This window comes from Pedobacter antarcticus (assembly GCF_900103515.1).
Taxonomy (GTDB): Bacteria; Bacteroidota; Bacteroidia; order Sphingobacteriales; family Sphingobacteriaceae; genus Pedobacter; species Pedobacter antarcticus.
Map to the genome: position 1 here is coordinate 147,515 of NZ_FNGZ01000006.1, position 23,733 is coordinate 171,247.

At 40.0% G+C, this 23,733-nt stretch carries 35 protein-coding genes; 31 read left to right on the forward strand and 4 right to left on the reverse strand.

Annotated elements, in window-relative coordinates; translation table 11 throughout:
- Positions 1-4: 4 nt before the first annotated feature.
- The 11 genes from dnaG (at position 5) to BLR53_RS13675 (ending at position 7,058) form a co-directional block, all read left to right on the forward strand.
- The gene (gene dnaG / locus BLR53_RS13615; RefSeq protein WP_074590413.1) at positions 5-1,093 is read left to right on the forward strand and encodes a DNA primase; all 1,089 of its coding nucleotides are present in this window, start codon (positions 5-7) and stop codon (positions 1,091-1,093) included.
- Positions 1,094-3,496, forward strand: a complete 2,403-nt coding sequence (locus tag BLR53_RS13620) for a hypothetical protein (protein ID WP_074590415.1) — start codon at positions 1,094-1,096, stop codon at positions 3,494-3,496.
- Between the two features lie 9 nt (positions 3,497-3,505).
- A complete protein-coding gene (locus BLR53_RS13625; protein WP_074590417.1) occupies positions 3,506-3,751 on the forward strand; it encodes a hypothetical protein in 246 nt (81 codons plus the stop codon).
- Entirely contained in the window at positions 3,748-3,945 is a 198-nt protein-coding gene (locus BLR53_RS13630; RefSeq protein WP_074590419.1) for a hypothetical protein, read from the forward strand. The genes BLR53_RS13625 and BLR53_RS13630 overlap by 4 nt, the downstream gene beginning before the upstream one ends.
- A gap of 1 nt (position 3,946) precedes the next feature.
- On the forward strand, positions 3,947-4,153 hold the full coding sequence (locus BLR53_RS13635) for a hypothetical protein (protein WP_074590422.1): 207 nt from the start codon (positions 3,947-3,949) through the stop codon (positions 4,151-4,153).
- A 71-nt stretch (positions 4,154-4,224) separates the two neighbouring features.
- Positions 4,225-4,446, forward strand: a complete 222-nt coding sequence (locus BLR53_RS13640) for a hypothetical protein (RefSeq protein WP_074590427.1) — start codon at positions 4,225-4,227, stop codon at positions 4,444-4,446.
- Positions 4,421-4,816, forward strand: a complete 396-nt coding sequence (locus BLR53_RS13645; RefSeq protein WP_074590428.1) for a DUF2528 family protein — start codon at positions 4,421-4,423, stop codon at positions 4,814-4,816. Before BLR53_RS13640 ends, BLR53_RS13645 begins: the two co-directional genes overlap by 26 nt.
- Before the next feature lies 1 nt (position 4,817).
- A complete protein-coding gene (locus BLR53_RS13650) occupies positions 4,818-5,012 on the forward strand; it encodes a hypothetical protein (RefSeq protein ID WP_074590431.1) in 195 nt (64 codons plus the stop codon).
- A gap of 630 nt (positions 5,013-5,642) precedes the next feature.
- Positions 5,643-6,098 carry a hypothetical protein gene (locus tag BLR53_RS13660; protein WP_074590435.1) on the forward strand — a complete coding sequence of 152 codons (456 nt, stop codon included), beginning with the start codon at positions 5,643-5,645 and terminating at the stop codon, positions 6,096-6,098.
- A gap of 2 nt (positions 6,099-6,100) precedes the next feature.
- Positions 6,101-6,532 carry a hypothetical protein gene (locus BLR53_RS13665; RefSeq protein ID WP_074590437.1) on the forward strand — a complete coding sequence of 144 codons (432 nt, stop codon included), beginning with the start codon at positions 6,101-6,103 and terminating at the stop codon, positions 6,530-6,532.
- A 241-nt stretch (positions 6,533-6,773) separates the two neighbouring features.
- Positions 6,774-7,058: a hypothetical protein gene (locus tag BLR53_RS13675; protein WP_074590442.1), complete on the forward strand. Its 285-nt coding sequence runs from the start codon at positions 6,774-6,776 to the stop codon at positions 7,056-7,058.
- A 50-nt stretch (positions 7,059-7,108) separates the two neighbouring features.
- Here BLR53_RS13675 and BLR53_RS19800 read toward each other — a convergent pair whose 3' ends face one another.
- From BLR53_RS19800 to BLR53_RS13685, 3 genes are read right to left on the reverse strand one after another with little or no spacing between them, the layout of a single operon-like run.
- Positions 7,109-7,348, reverse strand: a complete 240-nt coding sequence (locus BLR53_RS19800; protein ID WP_143007877.1) for a hypothetical protein — start codon at positions 7,346-7,348, stop codon at positions 7,109-7,111.
- A gap of 4 nt (positions 7,349-7,352) precedes the next feature.
- A complete protein-coding gene (locus BLR53_RS13680) occupies positions 7,353-8,024 on the reverse strand; it encodes an SOS response-associated peptidase (protein WP_074590445.1) in 672 nt (223 codons plus the stop codon).
- A 21-nt stretch (positions 8,025-8,045) separates the two neighbouring features.
- Positions 8,046-8,348: a hypothetical protein gene (locus BLR53_RS13685; protein WP_074590447.1), complete on the reverse strand. Its 303-nt coding sequence runs from the start codon at positions 8,346-8,348 to the stop codon at positions 8,046-8,048.
- A 742-nt stretch (positions 8,349-9,090) separates the two neighbouring features.
- Here BLR53_RS13685 and BLR53_RS19805 point away from each other — a divergent pair.
- The 12 genes from BLR53_RS19805 (at position 9,091) to BLR53_RS13745 (ending at position 17,622) form a co-directional block, all read left to right on the forward strand.
- The gene (locus tag BLR53_RS19805) at positions 9,091-9,366 is read left to right on the forward strand and encodes a hypothetical protein (RefSeq protein ID WP_143007878.1); all 276 of its coding nucleotides are present in this window, start codon (positions 9,091-9,093) and stop codon (positions 9,364-9,366) included.
- A 109-nt stretch (positions 9,367-9,475) separates the two neighbouring features.
- On the forward strand, positions 9,476-9,952 hold the full coding sequence (locus BLR53_RS13695; protein ID WP_074590450.1) for a hypothetical protein: 477 nt from the start codon (positions 9,476-9,478) through the stop codon (positions 9,950-9,952).
- A gap of 74 nt (positions 9,953-10,026) precedes the next feature.
- A complete protein-coding gene (locus tag BLR53_RS13700) occupies positions 10,027-11,358 on the forward strand; it encodes a S49 family peptidase (RefSeq protein WP_074590453.1) in 1,332 nt (443 codons plus the stop codon).
- A 33-nt stretch (positions 11,359-11,391) separates the two neighbouring features.
- Positions 11,392-12,339, forward strand: coding sequence for a hypothetical protein (locus BLR53_RS13705; protein ID WP_074590455.1), 948 nt, complete (start codon positions 11,392-11,394; stop codon positions 12,337-12,339).
- Between the two features lie 46 nt (positions 12,340-12,385).
- Positions 12,386-12,817 carry a hypothetical protein gene (locus BLR53_RS13710; protein ID WP_074590457.1) on the forward strand — a complete coding sequence of 144 codons (432 nt, stop codon included), beginning with the start codon at positions 12,386-12,388 and terminating at the stop codon, positions 12,815-12,817.
- Between the two features lie 32 nt (positions 12,818-12,849).
- Positions 12,850-13,395 carry a hypothetical protein gene (locus BLR53_RS13715; RefSeq protein ID WP_074590460.1) on the forward strand — a complete coding sequence of 182 codons (546 nt, stop codon included), beginning with the start codon at positions 12,850-12,852 and terminating at the stop codon, positions 13,393-13,395.
- A 9-nt stretch (positions 13,396-13,404) separates the two neighbouring features.
- A complete protein-coding gene (locus tag BLR53_RS13720; protein WP_074590462.1) occupies positions 13,405-13,620 on the forward strand; it encodes a hypothetical protein in 216 nt (71 codons plus the stop codon).
- Between the two features lie 64 nt (positions 13,621-13,684).
- On the forward strand, positions 13,685-13,933 hold the full coding sequence (locus BLR53_RS13725; protein WP_074590465.1) for a hypothetical protein: 249 nt from the start codon (positions 13,685-13,687) through the stop codon (positions 13,931-13,933).
- 44 nt (positions 13,934-13,977) lie between these two features.
- Complete coding sequence (locus BLR53_RS13730) at positions 13,978-14,673, forward strand: hypothetical protein (protein WP_074590468.1); 696 nt, start codon at positions 13,978-13,980, stop codon at positions 14,671-14,673.
- A 3-nt stretch (positions 14,674-14,676) separates the two neighbouring features.
- A complete protein-coding gene (locus BLR53_RS13735; RefSeq protein WP_074590470.1) occupies positions 14,677-15,270 on the forward strand; it encodes a hypothetical protein in 594 nt (197 codons plus the stop codon).
- A 40-nt stretch (positions 15,271-15,310) separates the two neighbouring features.
- Entirely contained in the window at positions 15,311-16,783 is a 1,473-nt protein-coding gene (locus BLR53_RS13740) for a hypothetical protein (RefSeq protein ID WP_143007879.1), read from the forward strand.
- A 323-nt stretch (positions 16,784-17,106) separates the two neighbouring features.
- Entirely contained in the window at positions 17,107-17,622 is a 516-nt protein-coding gene (locus BLR53_RS13745; RefSeq protein ID WP_143007880.1) for a hypothetical protein, read from the forward strand.
- 84 nt (positions 17,623-17,706) lie between these two features.
- Here the strand turns inward: BLR53_RS13745 and BLR53_RS13750 are convergent, their stop codons facing one another.
- Positions 17,707-17,904 (reverse strand): hypothetical protein, encoded by a 198-nt coding sequence (locus BLR53_RS13750; protein WP_074590476.1) that lies wholly within the window; start codon positions 17,902-17,904, stop codon positions 17,707-17,709.
- Between the two features lie 361 nt (positions 17,905-18,265).
- Between BLR53_RS13750 and BLR53_RS13760 the strand changes: the two genes are divergently transcribed.
- The 8 genes from BLR53_RS13760 to BLR53_RS13790 are packed head-to-tail and all read left to right on the forward strand — an operon-like array spanning position 18,266 to position 23,732.
- Complete coding sequence (locus BLR53_RS13760; protein WP_074590480.1) at positions 18,266-19,663, forward strand: hypothetical protein; 1,398 nt, start codon at positions 18,266-18,268, stop codon at positions 19,661-19,663.
- Positions 19,663-20,643, forward strand: a complete 981-nt coding sequence (locus BLR53_RS13765) for a DUF6712 family protein (RefSeq protein WP_074590482.1) — start codon at positions 19,663-19,665, stop codon at positions 20,641-20,643. Before BLR53_RS13760 ends, BLR53_RS13765 begins: the two co-directional genes overlap by 1 nt.
- Positions 20,640-20,912, forward strand: coding sequence for a hypothetical protein (locus tag BLR53_RS13770; RefSeq protein WP_074590484.1), 273 nt, complete (start codon positions 20,640-20,642; stop codon positions 20,910-20,912). Before BLR53_RS13765 ends, BLR53_RS13770 begins: the two co-directional genes overlap by 4 nt.
- Before the next feature lie 5 nt (positions 20,913-20,917).
- Entirely contained in the window at positions 20,918-21,265 is a 348-nt protein-coding gene (locus BLR53_RS19810; RefSeq protein ID WP_143007881.1) for a hypothetical protein, read from the forward strand.
- The gene (locus BLR53_RS13775) at positions 21,184-21,711 is read left to right on the forward strand and encodes a CHAP domain-containing protein (protein WP_143007882.1); all 528 of its coding nucleotides are present in this window, start codon (positions 21,184-21,186) and stop codon (positions 21,709-21,711) included. Before BLR53_RS19810 ends, BLR53_RS13775 begins: the two co-directional genes overlap by 82 nt.
- A gap of 3 nt (positions 21,712-21,714) precedes the next feature.
- A complete protein-coding gene (locus BLR53_RS13780) occupies positions 21,715-22,323 on the forward strand; it encodes a hypothetical protein (protein WP_074590486.1) in 609 nt (202 codons plus the stop codon).
- Between the two features lie 9 nt (positions 22,324-22,332).
- The gene (locus BLR53_RS13785) at positions 22,333-23,193 is read left to right on the forward strand and encodes a hypothetical protein (RefSeq protein WP_074590488.1); all 861 of its coding nucleotides are present in this window, start codon (positions 22,333-22,335) and stop codon (positions 23,191-23,193) included.
- A gap of 47 nt (positions 23,194-23,240) precedes the next feature.
- Positions 23,241-23,732, forward strand: a complete 492-nt coding sequence (locus BLR53_RS13790; RefSeq protein WP_074590491.1) for a hypothetical protein — start codon at positions 23,241-23,243, stop codon at positions 23,730-23,732.
- Position 23,733: the final 1 nt, after the last annotated feature.

Genomic DNA, 23,733 nt, shown 5'->3' on the forward strand with positions numbered 1-23,733 from the left:
ATTTATGATTAAACCAGAGTCAATAGAGGAATTAAGAGATCAAATCGAGATACTGGATACAGTTGAAAGCTATGATATCAAATTAAAGAAGCGAGGATCTGTGTACGTTGGCTGCTGCCCTTTTCACAATGAATCTACACCCTCCTTCACAGTATCAGTGAGTAAAGGGATATTTAAGTGCTTTGGATGTGGAGTCGGTGGTGATGCCATCAGCTTTGTGATGAAAAAAGATAACATGGATTTTATCAGCGCCATTAGACAACTAGCCGTCCGGAAAAACTTCCATCTCCAGGAGGATGAAGAATCTCCAGAGGAAAAAGAAGTAACTGCGAAAAAGGCAGATTTGAAATTGATCAATAAAGGTGTAGCAAAAAAATACCACGAATTGCTGGATAGCCTGCTGATCACCGATCCTGTAAAGCTGGAGCTGTACAAAGAGCGTCAGTTAAAATTTGAAACGATTGAAACTTTTCAAATTGGCTATGCGCCTGACAAATGGCAATTTATCACACCTGCAATTGTAGACAAAGGTCTTTATTTTCCAGCAGTTGAAATTGGACTTATCGCCACTTCGAATGATCGCAATTATGATGTCTATCGGAACAGGATTATGTTTCCAATTCACGATCACAAAGGTGATATCGTAGGTTTTGGTGGCAGAAAGATGGATAACAAGGATAAAGACAATCCAAAATATTTGAATGCTAAAGAAAGCGTTCTCTATAAAAAGGACCAGCAGCTTTACGGACTTTTTCAAGCACAAAAGCACATACGGACTTTAGGATTTGCCACAATTGTAGAGGGATATTATGATGTTCTCAGTTGTCACCAGTGCGGAGTTCAAAATGCAGTCGCTTCCTGCGGCACTTCTTTTACCTCGGGTCAAGCAAAGCTATTAAAGAAGTACACCAATTATGCGGTACTACTGAATGATGGGGATGTTGCTGGTAAAAACTCGAGTCTAAAAACAGTCGACATCTTACTCAAAGAAGGCTTTAAAGTGGATATCTGCCCATTGCCGGATGACCACGATCCTGACAGCTTCTCCAGAACATTACCTGTGCTAAACGAATACCTTGAAAACCTTATTTAGATGCAAAGCCCGCTACTCAATTACATTAATACCAATAAAACAGACGCCGTTATTTTCAAATCAACCGAGCTGTTTAAATTAGCCGGTGGCGATCCTTTTGCAGAAGATCTCGTTTTGGGCAAAATTAGTGATATGATATCCATGTTTGAAAGCGATCTATTGAAGGAATCCTATATCGCAAAGATTTCTAAACAGATCAAAGTAAAAGCAAATATCATTTCCAAGCTGGTTAAAAGGGATTCAGATAAGAAACAGGAAGAATCTATTCAGCATGTTCCTGAGGGAATGAAGGCACTGCCCAAATGGATCAATAAAGACAAGTTCTATACCGTTGGCTTCGACTCCAGAAACGATGATCAGGAGAACACAGGAATCTATTTTGCAATGAGCGGCAACGAAGCCAGACGATTGACAAATTTCGCTTTGAAACCTATTGTTCACATCAAATCCGATGATGCTGAAAGCAACCGGAGACTTACTGAGATAGATAATGGATACGTCAAAGAAGTAATTGAATTGCCGAGTAAAGCTTGGAGCTCCGCTGACATGTTTGAAAATATACTATTGGACAAAGGAGTATTTATGACGTTTGACGGATTCTCAAAAAGCCATCTGAACAAATTGAAAGCCGTATTTCTTCACCAGTATGTGGTATGCCGGGAATTGAACAAATTAGGCTGGCAGAAAGAAGGATTTTTTGCTTTCTCCAATGTGATTTATAAGGACAACATTATAAAATATGATGAGTACGGGGTTGCTGAAGTAGATGGAACCAATTATATATCGATGAGTGCCAGTAACGCACTAGCTGGTTATTCGGACTCAGAGGATGATTACAAGAATGATAAGTACTTAAAGTATGTAAAAACAGATCTCAGTTTCTCCAAGTGGAGTGGGTATATGACTAAAGTGTACGGTGCATCCGGAATGATGGGGGTGTGTTATGCACTAATTGCCTGTTTCAAGGATATCATTTTCAAGCGTAACAACAACTGTCCTCTTCCGTATGCCTGGGGCCCAGCAGGATCCGGTAAAAGTAAATTTGCTGAAAGTTGTGCAAGCGTATTCCTGCACGATATGCCTGCCTTCAATTTAAACAACGGTACCGATTTCGCATTGGCTCAAAGACTGGAAAGATTCTATAATGTCATTCAACTTTTCAATGAATTTGACGAGGCAACCCTCCCTGAGCACCGGACCAGAACCTTTAAAGGAGCCTTTGATGGTGAAGGCCGGGAAAAGGGATCCGGACGAAAAGGAAAAAGTAAAACTCAGGAAATTAATTGCCTTGCCATGCTGTTAGGCCAATTCCTTACTACCAGTGATGATGGTTCCATTTTGCAACGTACCCTGCCTGAAAAGTTTACTGAGAATAATAACAGAACAGATGAACAGGTTCGGCTTTATGACGAGTTGAAGGATTACGAAAAGAAAGGCATCACTTCGATTAGCTGTGAAATCATGTCTCATCGTAGTTACGTTTCTCAGGTATATGTTGAACGATTTAATGAAAATGTTAAACAAATAAAAAACACACTGGCGAAGGATGGTATAGTTGTTAAAAATAGGATTATTGAAAATTATGCCAATGCTTACACGATGGTAGACATTATTTCAGATAAAATAACACTGGAATTTTCTAGTGCAGACTTTTACAAGCACTGCATCAAACAGATCATATCACTAAGTACGATTGTCAGTGAGAGCAATGCATTAAGCGAGTTCTGGAACATTGTTGAATTCTTACTGAGCAAAGATTTTATTGAGCAGGGATTCGATTACAAGGTAGAAACGCTTTCTGCAGTAAAAATTGGTGCCGGTCGCGGCCAGGAAACAACCAAAACATTTTCGGAGCCTAAGAAGCTACTATTTTTAAGGTTTAACACAGTGCATAATCTCTACCTAAAGGAGAAGAAAATACAAACAGGTAAGACCGGTCTTAATCCGGAAACTGTAATGACTTATATGCGAGATCAGGAAAGCTACATAGGTAATAATCCTTCTGGAAAATTTAGAAGTAAAACCGGTAAGCAGACCAATACCAGCTCTTTTGTTTTTGACTATGACAAGTTGAATGTGAATCTGGATATGCTCGGTGACAAGGAACCAGACGCTGAACCTATAAACATTACCGGTAAGATCTACGGAGCTCCAACTATGGCTGAGGTATTAGGTGCCATCAAAATTAAGTTTACCCTGATCCAGGATGAAAGCTATTTTAAAGACGGTCAGTCTATTGAAAAGATCGTTTACACCACCTGTTACTTTAGGGATGTAGATGAATTTAAAAACCTTTCTGCAGATCAAACGGTGAAAATTAACGGCATTCTGCAGATCCGGAAAAGCCGAGCCATGGAAGTGTTATCCGTAACTCATATCAAACAAACAGACCTACCATTTTAATTTTTTTATATGAACCCTATTGAAGTTTTAACCAGAAACAATGTGACCAATGGACAGATCAATGGCGCACAAGCAATCGCAATTGCCAAAACAGCAGATGAATTATTAAAGGAAGCTGCTGACCTATTAAAAGAATGCTCTTCAAATGTTGGGATGACTACGAATGGCAAAATCACTGAGTTTACAGCGAAAATCAGTCAGACAAAATTTAATCCTGCAGCTTTTTATTATAACCGTGAACCTGAAGGCCAATGACAAAAAAGATATCCAAAGTTGCAGCGTACCGCTATTACCTGCATAAAAGATTGAAGGGTAAGTACAAGATAAACAGTGAGCAAAGGGCGATAGACCTTCCCTATGCAAAATTTAATGAGGTGCCCACTGGTGATCGATACTATATCGGGCAATTGATAAAACTAGGTTACAATGTTCAACTTAAACTTTTTTAATATGAATGACCCAAAAATAACTCCCAGGACCTGGTACATAGATTCTAAAAAACGAACATGGTTTATAACAGGGATATGGAGAATACCCCTGGGTGATCCGGTGGATATAGAAATGATGGAAGTAGGTAAATCCGACATTGTTACCCAACCCTATAATACCATCGTTCAACTGATAAAGGATAAAGAATTCAATCAATTAACATTATGAGAGCAATTATTTTACTAATCATTCTGGCTGTAGTTGTGGCAGCCTCATCTTAACCAAATTACTTTTTAACTATGAATTTAAATCTGATAACATTAGCCAAAATGGCTTTAAACCTGCGAAAAGCGCAGACGAAACTAGAAGAGGCAAAGATTACCTGCTTTGATAAAGCGATGGATCCGGAATTATTCAATAACACCGTTGAGCTGTCTAATGAGAAAGTGCAACTTGAGGAACAATTTGATATTTCCATCGCCGAAGTGTTGGCAAATGAACTGGAGGTGGCAAATGCTTAAAGTTTATAAAGTCATTTACCCAACGGAATTTTGGGAGTGTCAAGTAGAAATAAATGAGGATTTTATTGTATCTGGTCCAGCATGGGAAGGAAATTGTAAAAGTGCAATGGAAGGTATGATTGCGTTTTGGATGGGTGGAAACGAACGGCTTGCTGAGAATGAAGGTAATGTATCAAAAACATTTGCTCAGCAATTAGCCAGAGAGGCATACATGATCCTAGTTGAGAGAGATCTTACACTTTATGGTGTTATAGAGGAAATTGGCAGTCGTGAAGGCTGGGGGAAACCTGACGGCTCATTGGGCTATAAACTGATCTACGTAGATGATGTAGAAATTAGGCATAAGGATTTTGAAGTTGAAGAAATTTAGCATGGAGTCAAACATCACATTTGATCAGGTCAGTTTTAATAACTGGCTTGATCAGCTGGAGGAATTTCTGATAAGCATTTACTGGCCATCAGAAGAAGCTGCAGAGCAGAAAAGCCGAGATGTCTGGAAGCCATACTTCCAAAATGGTATAACCCCGGTAGAGGCTTTTATGAACGATCAAAGCGAAGATATTTAATGAAGACAGCCAGAGAGGACAGCCCGAATCGTTCTGATTTAGATCAAAATGTAAAATGCACCCGTTGTAGAAATATTCATATGATTGGTGAGCGTCTCTATAAAAGAAAGGGCAAGAAGTATCTTATTTACGATGAGGTATGTCCACGGTGTAATTGTAAAAGTTATCATGTATTACCAAAAGAACACTAATATGTTAGAAAGCCAGCGCTATAGCGAAATCAAACTAAGAAACCCCACACAGGAAGTTTGCAATAATATCGCTACCCTTCTTATAAAATACCAGGAAACCTCAGCGTCGAAAGCTTTAGTCCGGTATATCAACGATATAAATCCAGTACAAAAAAGAATAGAGAGCTTAACCGATCATAATCGGTATCTAAGTGAGCGCATTAGAATACTCGAACAGGTAAATAAGACTTTGACAAATGATTTAAACCTGATCAGATCCGCCTATGAAAACTTTCACATACTTATAACAGGCGACAGAAATAGTTCCTGATCAGCTGCCGGCCTGGCTTCCTGGAATGAAAACAGGCGACACAAAGTACAGCTGCAGCTGACCGGCCACCACGGATCCGGACGATATCCGCAACAATACGGGCGACAAATTATTTAAACTCATTTTCTAATGAACAAAAACAATAAAGAAGATTATAATTCAGAGATCCAGTTTCTAAAAAAAAATGGAATTCATAAATACGAGATGTTAACAGATGGCGATCATAATCACATTCGTTTAGCAGAATTACTATACAATTACAAACAGGTTCCGGCTGAGGGGTATCAAACAGCGGCAGAAATTCTTTGCGCAAATATTAAGGGCTATGATCCTTTTATTCATGCTAGTTTCATAAGAGCAATGGAAGAGTACGCTAATCAGTTCAAAGCACCCGTAAAGGTCGTGACGGATGAAGAAATCAAGGGTGCCGCACTTATTATTTTTTCTGAAGTAGGTGTAGAATCTACCGTTGACAAGATTGCTCCGTTATTAAGTGATGATGGCGCGGTATTGAAACTTAGGTTTTGCTTAGAGGCAGTAGAAAGTATGGGTAAATGGGTACGTAAACAATTAACCGGGGACTAGTCATGGCTATATTAAATTATACCACAAAAATAGATAGCATTAAGACTATTGGAGAAATTACAAAATGCTTAGTTGCCCATGGAGCAAAGAAGATAGTTTGTGACTACGATGATAACGGCATACCCGTACAAGTAACCTTTTTAATTCCTATAAACGATGATTTAGTTGCTTACTCTCTCCCGGCAAATTACATCGGTGTTTTGAGAGCGATGGAGCGAAATAAAAAAATTCCTCGAGCAATGTGTACAAAGGATCAGGCAGTGAGAGTTTCTTGGAGAATAATTAAGGATTGGGTAGAATCGCAAATGGCAATAGTTGAGGCTGATTTGGCAGATTTGGCTGAAGTATTTCTTCCATATGCATTAACGAAAACAGGCAGTACGCTTTATAATTCAATTAAAGACAATCCTAAAATTTTATTAATCGGGGACTAATTATGACTATAGCACAATTGTTAGGAATTCATGAAACATCATTCCATTACTACAAAAATCAAGACTTAAACAATAAAAGAAAAACGCGTTCTAAAATTCGACAGGATTATAATGTTCATTTAAAGCGAGGAAGGAAACTCAAGGATATTTTACCATTGCTTACGGGAAAATGGTTATGTACTGAAGGTGTTGTCAGATATGCAATAAGAGAAGGCTTAAATTCACAAACTACTACACACCTATGAAGTTATCAATTTTAGGAAAGCAAAGAAAAGGCAAGAAGTCATTTGAATTAATATCAGAGGATGAATTTGGATATAACGTCGAATGCATAGACGGAGCTGGGGTTGTAATGTTCAATAACATTCAAAAAATAAACTGGCTTAATGAAGGGGAGCATGTTTACTTAGTTCCGCCACCTGTGGAAAGTGAACCCTTTAATACTTTCATCAGATACGATAAAGTTAATATCAGGAAAGCAAAGAAAACTGAAAGCAAAAGATTTGTTTCGATGAGAGGTTACTAATTGAAAAATCATTTCATCACATTAAAGCCTCCAAGTTGGAGGCTTTCTATTTAAAACTGATCAGCCGGATAGCGTTTGCGAAGCTGGTTAAGTAATATTTCTTCTTGATCGTCCGTAAAATAATAGCTTTGTTGTGGTCTGAAGCTCCATTTGCCGCAATATTGAATAAATGAACCATAATAACCGTCATCGATCATAAGGCGCCATGAGCCGCAACCACCAGGAACCAGTGAGATCGTAAAGGTTCGCCGTTTACCTCTATATTTCGCTTTAAAAACTATGTCCTCCATAAATTTATTGACTATTTACAGGTTCCATCAGGCGAGCATGGTTATTCACCACCTTGTTTACATCCTGGCTCACTCTAAATTTATTCATTTCATCAGCAGGATAACTATCACAAAGGGATAGTATATCAGCAATGGGGAGATCTTTACTTAGCCATAGCTTCTCGTCTGACTTGGATAAGATTACCGGCATACGTTCATGGATGGGCTTAACAATATCGTTTGCAGCAGTTGTTATAATTGTGAAAGTCTCATATGGATCACCTGTTGTCGGATCTTTCCACCTGGACCATAAGCCAGCGAATGAAAAAAGATCCCTAATGGGTATAACAAATCTATAAGGTAGTTTTTCTTTACCTGCCTTCTCCCATTCATAAAACCCGTCAGCTAATACGAGACATCGCTTACTTTTCTGCACCAGTGGCCTGAAGGCTGATTTCTCCAGTAAAGTTTCTGATCTGGCATTGATCATACTAAATCCAATTTTTTTATCCTTTGCCCAGAATGGGACTAAACCGAAATGCATTGCCTGAATTACTTCCGGTTCATCTGCAGTTATGATATACCCGGGCTGGGAAGGTGCAAGGTTGAATGATTCCCCTATTATATTTTTAACCGTAAAAGGATATTCCTTTTTGATCTGGGTTACCGATTTAGAATTTGAATATCTGCCACACATAAACTTTAAACAATTGTGTAATTACTTGGTTTTTGGTGCCATTTCAAATGCACTCATCATTCTTCTCAGGAAATCCTGAAACTCACTTTCAGTTTTATTGAGTTCCTCCAGTTTCTTTTTAATAGCAATCTTCGGCTTCATCAAATCAAAATTAGTGGCAGGTACCATTTCCCTAACAATATATTTCACAACTTCATTTGAATCAAGAAATTCCCTGGGCGTGTAATATTTCTGCGTTTCCGGAGAGAAAATCACACACCCACTTCTATGTGCTTTCATAGCTAATTGCTTTCTGTGCTGGTATTCTTGTGAGTTAGTATTCATTACAATGATTTCAAACCACAATATTACTAAAAATATTAGTATTTGTGTTTTTTTTGAAATTCATTCCGACCAAACAAGGCTCACTCCGACTTTGTCCAGCGCTGATCCGACAAATCCATCTTCTTTGCCATTTAAAGATAAGAACTTTTAACCCGCGTTATTTATTGTTTTAAGGCTGATAGGAAGAGAAATTTAAAATTTAAACACATTATCTCGGAAATAACAAAAAAGCGCTCCAACCGCTCCAACTGTTCATATTATTATTTAAAACATTATTATATGCATTATAAAGCCACTATTTAACTAAAAAAGGCTGTTGGAGACAGTCGGAACCGTTGGAGCGGTTGGAGCGTCGGAACGCTTTTTTCAAAAAATAGCATATCTCCTTTTGAAAAGGCTAATTTTTTGCAAATCCAATATTAAAAGGCAGGTAGGATTTTCTACCTGGTTATCAAATGCTATTAAAATGTGCAATACAATGTCTAATAGTTAGCTAAAACGGCAACTAAATGTTATTTTTGTATACACTCTCTTTCCTATTCGCCAAATGATTTTTCTTCATCCTGTTGCTATCAAGCCTTATTTAAAAAACTACATGGCTCGCTATTGTGAGGTACATCCATATTTGGAAATCTGCACCAAAAATAGATTTGCTTCTTTCTTACTCATTTCCCTTCGTCATAAGAACCAATGGGAATGTAGAGACAAGCATTATTCTATTGGAAACAATTTGGATCATATTATGATATCGATACCAGAAGTATATGAGCGGAACTTTGGACTTGTAATTAGTATCAAACACCAGTACTGGTTCAATAAATTTATCCAGGATGATTTCCATGACAAGATGCTTTCTTTTGTTGTTCCAAAAATGACAGGTAAAAAGAATGAGATTAAACCAGCACTTTTGCGGTTCCGGGAAATTCATAATATTACTGAAGATGATCTCCCATTAAAGACTCTGGAGAAAATGTGGGAGCGCAATCGTTATAGAATCCCACAATATCAGCTGAATTAGTAAGTTTTTCTTCAACTTTCACTCATCACATTGTCGTTTATCAAAACGGCCTTTTTAATGCGAAAAATTCTGTCGTTTACGACCTGAGGAAATGGTCTTTCCTTTGTTTATGATCAGTAGCTTTCCACCTAAAAAACTTTATAATCCGGGAGGATTATTGGGTTTTAAATTTATTCCTTTTAACCAGGTAGTTTCATATCCGGAAATCGTAGATAGTGTTATAAATAAACAGCTCGCTTTGACATACGGATCATCTTGGTTAACGGGATACTCAACTGCACAGACCTTAAATTTCGATGAGGAATGCATCCAAACGGAGAATGGCCCAACATATCTGCAGACAATTTCCGGCTACGTCCCTGGTGATCGTCCGGAACTGATTGCTTTGCTCCAAGCTTTAGAAGGCATTGAAATGGTTGTACAGGTTATGGATCCCCGAGGACAAAACCGGCTGGTCGGATCACATGGATATCCACTAGTATTTAAGGCGGTTTATAAGTCCGGTACCAATCGACCAGACGCGAGAGGATTTTCCTACACGATCTCAAATACCTCAATTTTCAGAGCTCCAGTCTATAAAACGTGATTTTCTGTCGTTTACAGGCGTTTTTTGTACCTGCACCTTTGTATTACTAATTAACGCTCTCAAATTTTAGTAATGTGAATCAAGCCCTTCTAACTGATGTACTAACACAGCCTCTGCTGGTGGAATCTTCCTACGTCTACGCATACTATATGCAACTCCACAATATGATGACCGGTGTAAGAGCCCCAGAAGGTTATGATTATAGTGCAGCCAGGGCAGCCTTGCAACCGTTTTCGGTAACCTCATCAAGTGTAATTAAAGTTAATAGCTATACTAACCTTGATGAGGCTCCGAAAAACAGTGTTGCAGTTATCCAGCTTAAAGGCCCTGTCATCAAAAATTCCCAATTCTGTGGCCCTAGGGGAACATTAGACATTGCCAATGATTTTAATCGCGCTAAAGCAAACCCAAACATTATCGGAGCTGTACTGGACATTGAGTCTGGAGGTGGGATGGCTCTCGCAGTTAAACCATTGACTGATGCGATGCAGTCATTCATGGAGCAAAAGCCAATTGTTGGTTTATCTGGAGATATTCTGGCCAGTGCCGGATATTATATCGCCAGCTTCTGTGATGAAATTATAGCTCAGCATCCAAGATCTATAATTGGATCCATTGGTACAATGCTCGCATTTGCAGATGCTAAGGCGATGCTTGAAAAACAAGGAATTGTTTTCCATGAAATGTATGCAACGAAATCTACCCATAAAAATAAAACGTTCCGGGAAGCAAGCTCAGGGAACTATAAGCCGGTAATCGAATTCATGTTGGATCCCATTAATGAAGATTTCCATGCAGATGTTAGGGAGCAGCGAGGTGCTAAGCTGTCCAGCTCGGAAGAACTCATCTTTAAAGGTGAAACGTTTATGGCGGATTACTCGGTTGAGATTGGATTGATCGACTCTTTAGGATCTCTTCAAGATGCAGTACTACGAGTGGAAGAACTCTCTGCAGGTTACAGGTCTAAAAATTCAAACAGTAAAACTCAAATTAAAAATATGTCAAAAATTGCAAACATTGATGCTCTTGCTGGTGTGGCAAGTCCTACCCAGGAGCAGTTAGATTTAGCAAATGCAGATCTTACAACAATTGGTGTTACCGGTGCAACCTTGGTAACCGAAGCATTCATTACAGAAGCAGCTGGTGTCACGGCTAAAAATGTAACCTTAACTGAAAGTCTGGCAGCAGCAAATACCGCCAATAAAACTGCTTCAGATTCTCTTGTATTGGCAAATGCAAAAATTATTGGCCTTGAAGCTCAGGTAAAAGCTTTTGGCGAAAATGCAGGTGCAACTCATCAAAAAGCTGGTGGTGATGAAGAGCCAGTGGTTACCGGTGAAGAGCAGGATCCTACTAAAGTAATCGCGGCTTTAGCACATAACAAAGCCGTAGAAAGCTACCTATAGAATCTATTATTAACCTCTCAAATACTTCCAAAAATGGAACCAACTATTAATATTGCGGATCTCCTTGCCGAATTCGGTAGCTTCTATAGAGCTGGATCACAAAATGTCAAAGATGTTCGGGTAAAACTGATGCAACCATCAGTCACTGAGCTTTTTTTTACTTCTCGGTTAACAACCTCTACGCGACTTGAACTTGCGAATAGTTCAATTACACGTGTACTGCAGGCATATCAGTCCGCATTTACTCCAATTGGAGACACAACTTTCAAACCTCAGATCATCACTTTAGATCACTTGAAAATTGATGCTAAAATTCTTCCGCACGACTTGATGGAGTCTTGGATGGGATTCCTCGTGGAAAACGCACAGAAGCCAGCGGACACACCTTTAGTCAAATATTGGCTGGAAAACTTGGTTATTCCAAAATTCCATGAGGATTTAGAAACCTATGAAATCTTCAAAGGTATAAAGGCTCCAATCGTTCCAGGTACGGCTTCTGCTCCGGGAGCGTCAATGAATGGCATTAAGGAAAAATTAAAAGCCGCAGGTACTAACGTAATCACTGTCGGTGCTGTTCCTACAGATCCTGTTGAATTCTGTGAATATGTGGAGCAGATAGTGGCTGAGATCCCTGAGCTTATCAGAACTAAGATTAAAAGAGTGGCTATGAATCCTAATCTGGAATTAAGATTCAAACAAGGTAAGCGTGCAAAGTATAATCAATATTATGCTCAGGATACTGACCTTTTGAAGCTTGCAGATTTTGATTGCAGTGTTGCGGGACTTCCTTCCCATACAGGTAGCGACGTGATCTGGACCACAATTGAAGACAACAAGATTATTGGAAACAAAAACCCTAAAAATCAAACGACTTTTGATATCCAAGTTGAAAATCGTGAAGTAAAAGTCTTGACCGATTTCCATAAGGGCGTTGGTTTCTGGACTAATGACCTCGTTTACCGTAACGACGTAGTCTTATAATTTTTAACTCAGCCCTGGGCATTCTCCAGGGCTTAATATTATTTCGATGAAAATCATAGAAAATTTTGATAACCTGGATAAGGCCAATACATATGTAACTGCAGTAAATACTGAACTTGCTAACGCGACCGCAAAGGTTACTGAAAATACTGAGGCATTAAAACAATTAACGGCCGCAAGCAAAACGGCTACTGTTTCTATCAATGATCTCACAAATCAACTCGCTGTTAAAAACGAACAGTTGGATGAGGCTCTTTCTGAAATTGCAGAATTAGGCAAAAAGCTGGCAATTCAAGAAGAGCATGGCTCTGATGGATTGATTGTTTATATTGGTAAGAAATCTTATCACCTTATCGGTGACAGCTTCATCTACAATGGTGAAACGAAAACTGCCAAAGAGCTTAGCCAGGACGATGCACAGCTGCAAAAAATGCTGAAGCTTAATTCTGGTTCACTGGTAGAAATATCAGCATCTTAAATAACTAACGATTTATTTTAACACTCTCAAATATGAATGCTCAGCCAATATTATTTAACCAGGGTAATTATAACCCTGCAGGGGTAAGTAAGGTATTTTATGCCTTTAAAGAGGATTTTGCCTCTATGCCTGTCCTTCCTGATCCATCTGCAGCACTTACTTTCGCCAGCTTAGTCCAATACGACGAGGCTGTAGTGATGGCAGTGGGGAAATTCCTACATCCCCTTTATTGCACCTTGGAAACTGGTCAAATTAAATCTACTATGGTTGGCCCAAGAGATGGTAAAGGTTTTGAAAATAGCATCGAAATCAGTTTCCCTGGCAATGAAGCTGAGTTTCTTGGGTTTCAAGCAGCTTCGGCGGGTAGAGAACTAATTTTCTTTGTAATCGAAAAAAATAAGAAAGTTCGCGTATTAGGCGATCTGTTAGACCCTGCTGCACCGGATACCGGCGAAGGAGATTCCGGAAAAGCTATTGCTGACGGACGTAAAACGGTATTGACCTTTAAAGCGTCTTCATGCACGCCTGCACCAATTTATGCACTTCCTTTAACCACGCTGCTCAAGCCTGCAGCATAATTTTTTAGTATGAAAAATCTGCAGTTAAGTCCAGAAGTGGCAGCAAAATTCACACTTAAGCATGTAACGCCAGGTAAACACTATTTTAATGGGTATGGTGAAATTGACTTGACCACACTCAAGCTTGATCAGGCCGATCATCTGGTTAAGTCTGGATTTCCTTTCCTGATTGAAAACGTTGAAAAGATTGTGATTGCTTCAAAAAACAAAGCGGTTACAGGTTAACATTGCCTATTATTCTGATTTAAAAACCCGGTTATAGCCGGGTTTTTTGTTAAAGCGAATTATTATGGAAGAAAGTAAATATGGAGACAATGTTCTATTCCAGAGAGTGGAACAGATTTTCATTCCTGCAGAGAGTTGGTTAACCTGCGAAATGCCAATGACTACTGAAGAAATGGTGCTGGCCATACATGCCAACCTTCCTGGTTATTTCCCGGATAACGAAAAGGTTTTACAGATCATGGAACAGCTCCATTTCAAGTTTGAAAGGAATGAATTCAACAATAAAAGATACTGGCTGCTCAACCCAGCGTAATAGCTGTCGTTTAGCCAGGGAACAGCAATTGCCAACTTTACATTATGGCAATTGCATCCCTTAAACTTTGGTTAGATGATCCTAACCGTAAATATATCCATGGTCTTCTGCTCTATGAGCAATATGGCGACAATCCCGTCATCCTTGCGCTGCTTAAAAGTGGTCAGGGATCCTATCAAACCGGAAAACTTATAAATGCATTACAGGCACTTAATGAGCGCAACGACTTGGTTCCTAAAAAAATTATTATTGGCGAATATATCCCGGAACCTACCACCATTCATGGTAAAGAAGATTTCGATTATCCAAATACTCCTGAATTGATTATTCAGATCCGGGACAAAAAAAACAGTGACTATGCGCAGGCAAGAAAACTTCATGAATCTATTCGGGTAATCGATGATCAGCAGTACCGTTTGGAGGCCGCTTTGGAACTGCTGGACAAAATGGATGCAGTGGATACCTCTTGGTCTGTCCTTGATTTATACCGGGAAACAGGTGAAGTTAAAAAGCTGAACAACCCTGATCAGCAGTCAGAAGTCGATACGCTCACATTAACAGAATTAATGAGGGAAGATAAAAACCTGCAGAGTAATATTTCAAAGGATAAAGGTCGCCTACTGGAAGCTAAAGATGATAAGCGTAAGCTGATCATCTCTCAACGCCTTGACCAAAGAAAACAGCGTCTGGAGATGGTAAGGTTAAAGCAAGCGGATCTTCTGAATTCCTTCAATAAATAATCGATGAAGAAATTAACAAAAAGCTCGCAGTATGAAAAAATAGTTGCGCACATGACTGACCCTAACAGCGACGGATCAGGTTTAACTCCGCATGAGCAGGAAATGTGTAACCGCTGGAATGAAGCCTGGACACTCATTAGAAATTATCATAGTACTTCAGATGCTGCCGCTATTCTGATGAAAAGATTCCCTGGCTTAAGCCGGGCAACTGCATATCGTGATTGCACTAATGCAGTAAGTATGTTTGGCGATATTTCCAAATCAACAAAAGAAGGTATAAGGCATTTAAGTACGGAAATCATTAAAGACTCAGTGGCAATCGCCCGCTTAAAAAACAATGAAGACGGGATGAGATTAGGCGGTCTTGCAATTGCAAAAGTTGGTGGAGTGAACGATACGGATCCCGATCTTCCGGACTTTTCTTTACTAGAGTCGAATACCTACGAGTTCGCTCTTCCGGAGAGCTTTATGAATGTGTTGCAAGTGATGGTGTCTGGAGGAAAGATTGACCTGCGCGATATGGTAAATTCCATTGGTAAACATGCCGAAGAAGCCATAATTGTACCTGATCAGGAGGAACACAATGAATCTGATTAAGCAAGTTGTTAAAGATGTAAAGCGATTAGTTTTAAACCCTATGCAATTGCTACTCGCTATAGCGTGGCAGCGCATCAGGGTCATACAAGTTGGTCGTGGTGGTGGTAAATCTTTTATTGTTGCTCTGGAGATCAAAGAGCTGGTCTATGATATGCCACAATCAAAAAACTTTATCCTGGGCGAAACCTATCAGCAGATTCTAACCAGGACACTTCCATCGACCATTAAGGCTTTAGCGCTCCTCGGCTTTCATAAGGATCTACACTATTTTATTGGCAGGTACCCACCAAAGTCCTGGAAATGGAAAGAAGCCTGGGAGCCGCCATTGGATCCAAAGCATTCCATATTCTTCTTTAACGGTACTGTATTCGACCTTTTATCCCAGGATACAAATTCCCGCGGGGGTAACTACTCGGCTGGGATTATAGACGAGGCTCAGGACATTGACAACGCGAAATTAGAGTCTCAGGTTATCCCAACTATGCGTGGTGAATTCACGCGTTTCAAAAAGCATAAAACGTACCGCCGGCTAACGCTGCTCTGCTCTATGCCAAGGACTAGAAAGGCTGGATGGATATTCAATTACCGGGAGTTGGCTATCAAGTTTCCAAAAATATATTTATGGATCTCCGGGCCTTCCAGAATAAATGCAGATAACCTTCCGCCTGATTGGTTCACTGATCAAAAACGGATTCTTACCAAATCTGAGTATGACATAGAAATCGAAAACATTGAACCTAAAAAGATTCAGAGTGGTTTCTACATCTTCTTTGATGATACCACCTGTTCTTATACTGCCTATGATAATAATTACCTATTCGGATTAATCGACAAGGCTGATGGATATAACCCTGATGTTTTCAATGAAATGAATTGTCTACAGGATGCAGACTTCCGTCCTGACAACCCGCTGGAAATTGCCATGGATTACGGTGGCTGGTTCAATTGTATTGTAACTGGGCAGGAGACAGCAGATGGAAACTTCTTTGATTTTCTTTCTGCTATGTGGATTGATGACAAAGGTAAATTTGATGATCTCATTATCCAGTGGTGTACCTATTACCGGTTCCATCGGAATAAGACGGTCTACTACTACTATGATCAGACTGCAAAAGGTAAAGATTCTAGGGTTGAGGAGTATTACATTACAGTATGCAGGATTATGCGTGGTCGTGGTTGGACTGTGATTCAAATGGATATCGGTCTGCAACCTACTCACAATGACCGGTACGAATTCTGGAAGAGAGCTCATGCCGGCACTGATCCGGATCTGCCAGGGTTCCGATATAACCGGCACAATGCCAAATGGCTCATCGTATCACTAAACAATGCTGCAGCTAAGCAGGTCGGTGGAGGTATGGAAAAGATCAAGGTCGATGAAAAGAATCATGATATCGATCAGAAGACCACCACTCACTTCTCTGATGCGCACGACACGCTGGCCGTTGCCAAATATGGTGCGCGGACTCTCAAAGGTACCAGCAGTATCGGGCGAGCAAGGCTCGGCAATTAGCAAGGGAGTCCGGGCTTCTCCGACCATCCCCGGAAAAAGCAAAAAAAATCTATAAAAACACATAAAAACTGCATTTAAATGCATTTAAAGGCAATTTTTGTATGTCATATACCGGGGAGGATCGAAAAGGGCAATTGCCGTTTCAGAACAGGGCTGGCAGGGGTGTTCAGCTACAAATTTGAGATTTTTCAAATTCACATTTGATAAATTATAATTGTTTTCCAGAAGGTTATGGAAATTTATTGGCTTTTTTTTGAGACAAAGAAATCCCTGCAGAAATGTATCTTTTTTGGCTATTTTGGCATCCAAACAAACTATTCAAAATGAAAACTTATTTCCTTCTTCCCCTATTTATTTTAATCGCCTTTTCCGACAACTTAAAAGCACAATCAAATGATATTCTAAAACTACTAAACGAGAAAAACACGCCAATAAGCAAAAAAAGCGAACCAATCGGAAGCCTTGATGAAAATGTGCTTTTCGATGTTTTGACAGTTGAGAACATGATAGACGGAAATGTCTTGCATGGATTGGTGTTAACCGTAGTAAGAGGGGGTTACCCCTATTACAATGTTCTTGATAAAGCGGAAATCCAAACCTTTATCAAAGCGTTAAAACGAGTAGAATCGAAATTGAATGATGAAGAATTCAGAACCAGTGCATTTAAAATGACTAGCGGATCTGGTATTAGCTTTAGTTCAAAATATGATTCATCTGGAATTTGGATACATAAACTGGAGCTAATAAAGAATTCAAATGAAGCGATATACAGTTTTGGAAATAAAGGATTGAATCAATTAGTATCCAATTTAGAATTAGCCATTGCTAAAATTAAATAAAAACGCCCCAAAGATCCGACTCTATGGGGCGTAGTAATTTGATTTTAACTATGAATTTAAATCAATGCGAATTTACTCTAAATATTATAATTGTAAGGCTTTTTTAACGTCCGCATAAGATTCAGAAACGATCAAGTAAGCGGTCGACCCTCGTTCGGATTGCGTTGATAAATATAAGTAAGTACCACCCTGAGGGCGAGCAACAAAATATTGAACGTGATCGACGTTAATCATAACGGGAGTAGCGGTGCCTTCTCCCTTTTCAAACTCTATAAATTTCATAAGCGTTAATTTTGGTTAAGTCCTAAATATAATAATATATCTCAATTTCTGCTGTCGTTTATGAGCCCGCCCAGTCTCGCGACATTCGTAGAGTGATCGAATTAAAAAAAGCCCTTAGAGACATCGACCAAAAGGATTACCGAGATGGAAACGGAACTTTCTCTATTGTTTTCATGACTTGTAACCGCCACAAGCGTACTGGTGGGGAAATCATTGTCATTGAAAGAGCTTATAAATGTGGCCTTCCCCCAGACTGTAAAGGGCGCGATATGCGCTGCATTATGGATATGGAAACCGGTAAGAAAACAGCGATCCACAACCGTCTTATTTTTCAATATAACAAACAGGAGATCTACTGGGCATGAGCACCGTTATCAAAAAAGCACCTGCGGGTGGGCCAATGTTTATTTACAGTTCTGAAAAACCTGTTGCACTTATGCAGGTTTCTGCAGCTGGCGGGAAAAGTACAAAAGGTTTTTCCGGATCTGCAGCTGGAGAGAGTTCCCCTCCACATAAAGGATCAAGTGCCTCTAAAGATGAAGAGTCTGGAAAGAAAGACTGGATCCTATGGGGTGTAAATGATGACTTTCCTCAGTATATCACAAAACTGATACGGAAAAGCACAGTTGGCCGAGCTGGTTTGCATCATATTACCAAAACGCTTTACGGACAGCGTTTAATTACTTATGAGGTGGTTGGCTTAGATGACAATGGCAATCAGATAATTAAATACGTAAGAGATCCAGAATGGGAAGAGATAGTTTCCCGATCGAATTTTAATATGCTGCGTTTGGCGCTCTGCCAGGATTATGCATACTTCCAGCTCTGCGTTCCGGAGGTTATCTTCAACGGTAACAAAACTAAGATCTGGTCTTTCAATTTCCATAAAGCTTCACACTGCAGGTTTGCTCCGATGAACCCAGCTACCGGCCGAATTCCAAAAGTATTTGTTTCGGGAAACTTCCCAGAGGCAAAAGCAGAGGACTGCCAGCAGATCCCTGTTATCGACGCCATGCAGTACTTTGATCAGTTGGAGGATATCCGTAATGATATACGCACTTACAAGTATGTCATTCCCCAGGCATGGCCTGATGCGATCAATGACTACTATCCAGTAGCTTTCTGGGACAGCGCAAGGGAATCCGGCTATTTAGATATTGCTATTTCTATCCCTGCCTACATCAAAGCATTATTTAAAAATCAGATGTCGCTGAAGTACCACATTGATATTCCCATGGAATACTTCGAGGATTTATATAAGAATGAATGGCATGCCTATACTCCAGAGCAGAAAGATGACATTTTCACTGAACTCTATGAAAAGATAGTTGAACAGTTAACCGGTGCCGAAAATGCGCAAAAAGCTTTAATGACTTTCTCCAGAACCGGCCAGAACGGTAAACCAATTGGGCAATGGACAATTAAAGTAATTGATGATAAAACGCAAAACAGCGGACTTCTGCCTAATGCAAGTGCTGCAAATCTGGAGATCCTTTTTGCTATGGGTATCAATCCGGCACAATCTGGAGCCGGCAATACCGGCAGCAGCGCAACCGGAGGGGCGAACAATGGCGGATCCAATATCCGGGAAAGCGGACTGCAGCAGCGCTCTGCTCTGCAGGCGGACAGGGATATCATCCTGAGCTTTTTCAATTTTTTTAAAGCCTGGTACAACAAGCCAAATTTACAGATATCCGTCCAGGACATGGTATTAACAACTCTTGACCAAGGCAAGGGTACAGAAAAAGTATTGAGCTAATGAAACTGATCAAAACAATAGAAGAAGTCCGGAAATTTGTACCGGTATTAAGTACTGCAGCAATTGATAATGTCAGCCCGTACCTGAGTAATGCTGAACGTAATTACATATTGCTGGTCATTGGTCCGGCTCAATTTAACGCTCTAGTCGAAGAATATAATTCAGCCTCCGGAGACACCGAACTGATAATGGATCCTGTCATTCGTCACGCTGTCGAAATCGCACAAAAGGTTATTGCCAACTTAGGGTACTATACCGCCATTCCCATATTAAATGTAAATGTTGGCGATTCTGGTATTACCGTGTTTTCAAATTCTGATACTAAACAAGCGTTTCAGTGGCAGGTAGACGAAATTAAGGCGTCTTTTCTGGAGCTTGGGTTCTCAGCGATTGAAGAACTACTTATCCATTTAGAGCAGAGCCCGGATATTTTCCATTACTATATGGACTCCGAGCAGTTTATGCGGAACGAAAGGTTCCTGATCAGGGAAGCTGCCGTGTTCTCCGACAACTTTAATATTGGCGGATCTCGCTATGTATTCCAAATGCTTGCAGCATTAATGAAGCGGGTTGAAGACCAAACTGTAAAACGTTTGTATGGGGCTGAATTTTTTGAAAATCTAAAAAAAGATGAGCCTGCAGGAAAAATCAAGGTTTTGGTTCAAGATTACATCATACCAGGGATCGCATTACTGACTGGTGCGAAGGCACTAGTAGAACGGACGATTACTTTTAAAAACGGTATTGCCTCAATTAACCTGGAGGGAAACTTCAGCGCTGAGAAAAATAATACTCCAGCCACAAGAGATCAGGTTACAGCTATGGCTGCTCAGCTGATGAATGATGGTAATCAGTTCCTGCAGGACGGGCTGGAGTATTTGGTACACAACGTTCAGGAATTCCCTGCCTATGTTAAACAAATCCCCAAAAGACGCTTCACAGTGAAAAGTGACAAGGATAAAGGAGTTTTTGTGCCATGAGCAATATTGAAGAAAAATCAATCACTATCGGCCTTAAAATGCTTTGGGCGATCGTCGTCGGTCTGCTGGTCAGTAGCTTTTCCCTTGCAGGTATATATTTCTCTCTCAAGGCAGGACTGCAGGATAATAAATATGAGATCCGGCAATATAAAGCAGATCAATCAACCATTAACGCGATTCAAACCCTAAGCATGGAAAACATGAAGCTAAACCTTCAGAAGTTGGAAATAGAGGTGCAGGAAATCAATAAAAAAGCAAACAATAAATAAATCATATGAAACACAAAACGCTCAAATTTTTAAAGGAATACACCGCCCTGATCATGGCCTTCGTTGTATTTTTCACTTCACCCTGGCTGCTCAGACTAGTTGATCCTACTGCTGGATCTTATGACGCTGGTGTACTCCAGGTGATGATCATCTCGGTAGTACAGTTTGCAGTGTTTCAGGCGGTGACCTGGAGTGTGGTGAAAAACATCTGGCCAGCAATTGGCATCTACATGAAATCCTTATTTAATTCTGACTTTCTAATCTTACAACCATGGCAAAAAATATCATTCTCCTTATTGGTTTACTTTTCGGTTTTCTTAGCCCTAGTGCTGCTCAGCCGGGTAATCTCTTAAGAGATCAGATCCGCACCACTTACTCCAGTCAGATTGGGGTTAGAGAATTAACCGGCCGGAACGACGGTAAGGAAGTAGAAGCTTATTTAAAATATGTTTGGCTGGCCAAAGGAAATCCCTGGTGTGCTGCTTTTGTGTCTTGGTGTTACGGCCAAAACAAAGTGTCCAAGCCCAGATCCGGTGGCTGCGTACAATTAATGGAACAGGGTAAACTGATTTACATCAGCGGAAAAACCATCATACAGCCCGAATATGGAGATGTGTTTTTCATCTGGTTTGAAAATAAAAAACGCGTTGCTCATACCGGATTTATTGAAAAATGGAGCGACACCTGGGTAGATACCGTTGAAGGCAATACCAATGAAGCCGGAAGCCGGGAAGGCGATGGTGTCTACCACAAAAAACGATTAAAAAGACAGATTTACAGCGCCGTAAAATATTTATAAATCATGGGAATCAGATCCATACTTAAAACTTTTCTTGGTATACTGGCCGTAATTGTTCTCTACTCTGGTTGTAAGACTAAAAGCAAATTAGTCAAAACTGAAGAGCAGCTGCACGTGGTAAAGTCGGCTCAGGTAGATAGCAGTATTGTAACTGTTTCATCCAGTACATTGAAAACTGCTGTTGACACGTCTAAAAAGTCGCTGGAACAGAAATTAACCTCAATCACTAAAAGGACAATTGATATTACATTGGATCTGGACAGTGGTGAGCAATTGCCTTTGGACTCAGCTGGCAAAATATCTGTCAAGGCACTATTGAGCCAATCTCGAAAATTGAGAATCAGAATAGACGAGCAGATCAACACGCTGAATGAGAAAACAGAAAGTGAGACTGCCGCTAAAAGCTCCCATGAGCAAACCAGTTCACAAGCTGCAGCTGCCAGTAACAGCACTAAAAACACCAGTCAGACAGATCAATCAAAATCTACACTGCAGCAAAAAGAAAAGCAATCCGGAACAGCGGCAGGCAGTTTGAATTGGTTAAGTATTTTAGGACTGATTCCCATTCTAATATTCGCTTTTTGGTTATATAAAAACCTATTTAAACGTTAATTTTATCCCATGCGAAAGATATCAGGCAGTTATTTTAATAATGGTTCAGAAGTGCAGTATTCAGCCGAAATTCCAGCAGACTGGTCAGAGTTAGACGCACATCAGTTTGCCTCGATCATGCAGCTGCTTCAATTCAAAAAGGCGGACAGGCAGACAATGGATATTTCGATTCTGGCTTTGGTATTTGGCAAAAAGAATTTTCATATTATCAATGGCCTGGACGCAAAAACTCCTGAAGATAATTATCTATATGATTTGCTTCCCCTGGCTGACTTCATCAAGGCAAGTCAGCCACCAGTAAAAAATTTCTTCCCTGTTTTAAAAATACGCAAGAAGAAATGTGCTGCACCTGCAGAAGATCTAAGTAACCTGAACTTTGGGGAATGGTGCTTCGCTTATCAGTTTTATGAATATTACTTGATGACCCAGGATGTACAATGGCTGAATAAATTGATTGCAACGATCTACCGTCAGGTGGATCCCTTATCGGATCCAGCAGCAGCCAATTATAAAGGCGACGTTAGAGTACAATTCAATGAAAATTTAATAGATAGTACCTCTAAAGATGTTGCTGCCATTGAAACCAAATTCAAACTGGCTGTTTTCTCCTGGTTCAGTTTAGCTGTAAATCAGCTGCAACAATTCCGGCCACACGTCTTTCCAGAAAACACACAAGAGTCAGATGGATCAGAAGAGCAACCTGACATGGAGCAGAGCAGCAGAACCTGGCTAACTATCTTCCGGGAATTACTTGGGGCTAAATGGGGAACCATTGAGCAGTTAAAAAACACCAACGCTATGTTTGTACTTGATGGCTTGGAGGAACAGCAAATCGCCTATAAAGAAGCCATGGCAAGTTCAAGTAATTAAAAATTCTTGTCGTTTATCAGAAACAGACCTATTGCGACATTCGTTAGATGGAAATCGACGAAATCGTAAATAGGTTTGAATTTTATGCGCAGCACCATGTGGATATTGCCCACATTCCGGGGGACGTTAAAAAAAGAGCTTTCCTGCATATAGATCAGGAGGAACTTCAAACTGCAGTAAAGCAAAATTTAACATTCCCCGCTTTATTGCTTCAAACACCAACAGCTGAAAAAGCAGGCGTTTACGACAACATGACTGAAGATTGGTCGTTCACATTTGTCATCATTCAGCCGCTCACTGCAAGCCTCACAAAAACCAAAATCATCTCTCAGTGCAAAAAGCTCACTGATGAAATTTTAAAAATGTTAATGCTTGACGTGCAGCTGGAGATCGTTCCATCAGTTGTACAGGGAACCAGTGAAGGCATCGTTGGGCCATTAACGGATAAAATATATGGTTGGGGCGTATCCATATCTCTTGGAGATGCATTTGATGCTGCAATTGATCCGGCAAAGTGGTCTTATAAACCTGGGATGTAAC